Below are 3586 nucleotides of genomic sequence, written 5' to 3'. Positions count from 1 at the left end.
ATTTTCGCGCAAGCCGCAACCTTGGTGGTGTTTTCCCCAAGGTCGCGACGGGCGGCCGCGTCAAGGATCATACAACGCGCCGCATAGGTGTCGGCCTCACTGTCGGCCAGCATCGCCTGAACGAGCTGAAACTCTGCGATCGGTTGACCGAACTGCTTGCGGTCCTTCGCGTAGGCGACCGATTCCTTAATGAGCCGGTCAGCGATACCGACACAAAGAGCGGCGATATGCAGACGCCCCTTGTCGAGAACCTTCATGGCCGTGCGGAAGCCGTTTCCCTCCTCGTTGCCAAGAAGCGCGCTCGCGGGAACGCGGCAATCCTCGAACACCACATCGCATGTCAGCGCACCACGCTGCCCCATCTTCTTGTCCGGAAGACCAAGCTTTATACCCGGAGTGCCTGCCTCTACGAGGAAGCAGGAGATAGAATTCGACTTCCGCTCGGGTGCGGTGCGGGCCATTACGCTGAACAGGCCGGCGCTCGGAGCATTGGTGATGTAACGCTTGGTGCCGTTCAGGACGTAGTGATCACCGTCCTTGCGCGCCGAAGTTCGCAGCGCCATCGCATCGGAACCGGCGTCCGGTTCGGTCAATGCAAACGAACCGATGAGATCGCCCGATGCCAGGGCCGGAAGATACTTCTGCTTCTGCTCTAGGGTGCCGGCAATAACGATCGACTGCGAACCGATGCCGATATTGGTGCCTGCGACGGACCGGAAAGCAGGAGACGCCCTTCCGAGCTCAAAGACAACCTGGACCTCTTCTTCCATCGACAGTTCGAGCCCGCCGTGCTCTTCCGCGATCGACAGCCCGAAGAGCCCAAGTTCCTTCATTTCCGCAATAACATCCGCGGGAATGGCGTTGGTCTCAACGACTTCCACTTCCCGAGGGATGAGCCGTTCGGTGACAAAGCGGCTGACAGTCTCCAGGAGCATGTTAAATGTATCGGTGTCCAGAGCCATGACTTGTAATCCTCACTAGGCGCGCTTCAATCCGCCGACGATAATCGAGTAATAGTCTTCCGCGACCTGGGCGGCAGAACGCTCGCCGCCAGGCTTAAACCATCGGGCCATCCAGTTAAGCATTGACAGGATGGCGCGGCTCGCATCGACCGGATCAACATCCTTAATTTGCTCCTGCTTCACTCCCTCGCGAATGATCTCGCGAAGCAGGCTCTCGTATTCATCTCGCAGGGCCAAAGCTTCCTGCTTCAAGGTCGGCGTTGCCATACCTCCGTAACCGATCAGCATGGTTACGAAACTCCAGAAATTCTCTTCGAAGTAGCTTGCATGCGAAGTCATGAAGAGCCTGAGGCGATCGAGAGATGCGTTATCGTTGTTCACCGCATCCGATACCTGATCTTTAAGCCCCCTCAGAGCGCGTACAATTATAGCGTCATAGATGTCCTGCTTGGCAGGGAAGTAATGAAATACGGCAGCCTTCGACATGCCGACGGTTGTAGCGATTTCGCTGATAGAACTGGCGTCGAAGCCCTTCTGGGCGAACAGTACAGCGGCCCCATCGAGAATCCGCTCATAAGCATTTTCGAGAACCGGAGGCCGTCCCTGACGGCGTGGGGTCTGCATAGGGGCCACCTTCCTTTCAAGCGATCAAACTTGTTGGACCTATTGTTGACGAGGAGCCAAACATAAGTCAATACAATTCGACCGTACGCCCGGTAAATAATTGGTGCAACATTTGTTAGACAGGTGCCGCATCAACATTCGGGAGAAAGTTAATGTCTGTGAAAGTCGGATTTATAGGTGCGGGTGCTATGGGAGGGCCGATGGCCCTAAGGCTCGCCCGCAACAAATTTGATCTCATCGTTTGCGATGTCAGCGAAAAAGCATTGAGTCCGTTTGGAGAGCTCGGTGTTCGGACGACCCAAAATCCGGCTGATTGCGGTAACTGTGATGTCATCATGCTTATGGTTGCGAACTATGACCAGATTCGCCAGGTTGTTCTGGGGCCGTCGGGTATCGGGACAAACAAGCCCAAGGACAAGACGCAATATTTGATCGTGATGGGAACCGTCCTGCCAGCGGCCATTCGTGAGTTCGCGAACGAGGTCGAGCAATATGGCATCAAACTGATCGATTCTCCGGTGAGTGGCGGGGTGGTCAAAGCTGTAGAGGGCACGCTCACGATCATTCTTGGCGGAGACCGCGCGGATTGCGATGCCGTTAAGCACGTTCTGAGCGTCGTCGGCGAGCAATTTTTTTATTGCGGGCCGGTAGGATCCGCCCAGATCACCAAGATCGTCAACAACGTTGTTTGCATCGCCAACATGATGATCTCCGCGGAGGCCTATCGTATCGGCCTCGATAACGGGCTCTCGCTCAAAGACATGATCCCGGTGATGGAAGCGGGAACCGGCCGAAATTTCTTTACGGAAAATGTCGAGGATGCTCCGAAAGCATACGGAGCATGGGCGCCGACGCGGAAGGACTTCGACTCCATCCAGTCAATCATCCACAAGGATATCGGCCTCGGCCTCAAGATCGGAAGCGGCTCCGGAAAGCTGCCGATGACCGAAGCCTTGCACGATGTGCTATCCAACGTCGGAGACGACAGCTTCAAGACATGGCGAAGAGTGATCGAAACCTTGGAAAGCCTGCGAAAGGGTTGATGTCGGGTAGATGCACCGCAGGTCCAAACTGGATCCACAAAACATGAGCTGTCGAAATGAGGACGCCGGAACCGCTCGCGGCGTCCTCGCACAACCCTGAACCAGTCGCCGAATATTCTGGAACCGTTTCCGAAAGTCTGCCGACATAGTCAAAGCCATTAAAGCACCGTGCGCCGGAAATGGCGCACGGTGCTTTAACTTTCTGACCTACGCATAAGGTCGAAGGATAGTAGTGTATCCGTAAGGATACGAGGAGCGCGCGCTAGGCGGTCAGAAGTACTGTAGTTTCCGGGAATACCAGCCTTGCTTCGGTCTTTGCCTCAAGCTCCTCACGACTGACGCCTGGCGCGAGCTCGCAGACGACCAACCCGTCTTCCGAGACATCCAGCACAGCCAGATCCGTGATTATACGGCTGACCACCGATTTTCCGGTGAGAGGCAGCGAGCACTGCTTAAGGAGCTTGAAGCTCCCGTCCTTGGCCACGTGCTCCATGAGAACGATAACGCGGCCGACACCCCCGACAAGGTCCATGGCGCCGCCCATGCCCTTGACCATCTTTCCCGGGATCATCCAATTGGCCAGATCGCCTTTCTCGCTAACCTGCATACCACCGAGGATGCTGAGGTTCATATGGCCACCGCGGATCATCGCGAAAGACATTGACGAAGAGCATATAGACCCACCCGGGACAATCGTTATCGTTTGCTTCGCGGCATCGATCAGATCCGGATCGACCTCGTCTTCGTATGGAGGGGGGCCGATACCAATCAGGCCGTTCTCCGACTGGAGCCAGACCTGCATGCCATCGGGAACGTATTTGGTCACCTTCTGTCGCTTTGCAGTTAATCGTGAGAATCGCCTGTCAACGATTTCAGAAGGTTAGCTGTACACATAGTTTGAGAATGTACAGTTAAATTGAGATTCAAGATGGGTCTTTGGCATTTAATGTGAGAACC

The 3586-nt window shown here is 55.3% G+C and carries 4 protein-coding genes; 1 reads left to right on the top strand and 3 read right to left on the bottom strand.

The window, feature by feature from the left end; all coding sequences use genetic code 11:
• Together ABK249_RS33645 and ABK249_RS33640 are read right to left on the bottom strand one after the other, a co-directional pair.
• A partial coding sequence (locus ABK249_RS33645) for an acyl-CoA dehydrogenase family protein (RefSeq protein WP_348864911.1) occupies positions 1-962 on the bottom strand: 962 nt, incomplete at its 3' end.
• A gap of 15 nt (positions 963-977) precedes the next feature.
• Positions 978-1586, bottom strand: coding sequence for a TetR/AcrR family transcriptional regulator (locus tag ABK249_RS33640; RefSeq protein WP_210058866.1), 609 nt, complete (start codon positions 1584-1586; stop codon positions 978-980).
• Between the two features lie 152 nt (positions 1587-1738).
• Between ABK249_RS33640 and ABK249_RS33635 the strand changes: the two genes are divergently transcribed.
• Positions 1739-2629 carry an NAD(P)-dependent oxidoreductase gene (locus ABK249_RS33635; protein WP_210058868.1) on the top strand — a complete coding sequence of 297 codons (891 nt, stop codon included), beginning with the start codon at positions 1739-1741 and terminating at the stop codon, positions 2627-2629.
• A 262-nt stretch (positions 2630-2891) separates the two neighbouring features.
• On the opposite strand, the gene ABK249_RS33630 is transcribed toward ABK249_RS33635, so the two are convergent.
• Entirely contained in the window at positions 2892-3455 is a 564-nt protein-coding gene (locus ABK249_RS33630) for a 3-oxoacid CoA-transferase subunit B (protein ID WP_227705961.1), read from the bottom strand.
• Between the last annotated feature and the right edge of the window lie 131 nt (positions 3456-3586).

Origin of the sequence: Neorhizobium phenanthreniclasticum (assembly GCF_040066075.1) — a bacterium.
Taxonomy (GTDB): Bacteria; Pseudomonadota; Alphaproteobacteria; order Rhizobiales; family Rhizobiaceae; genus Neorhizobium; species Neorhizobium petrolearium.
The sequence above is the reverse complement of the archived record's forward strand: the minus strand, read 5'-3'. Positions and strand labels throughout refer to the sequence as shown.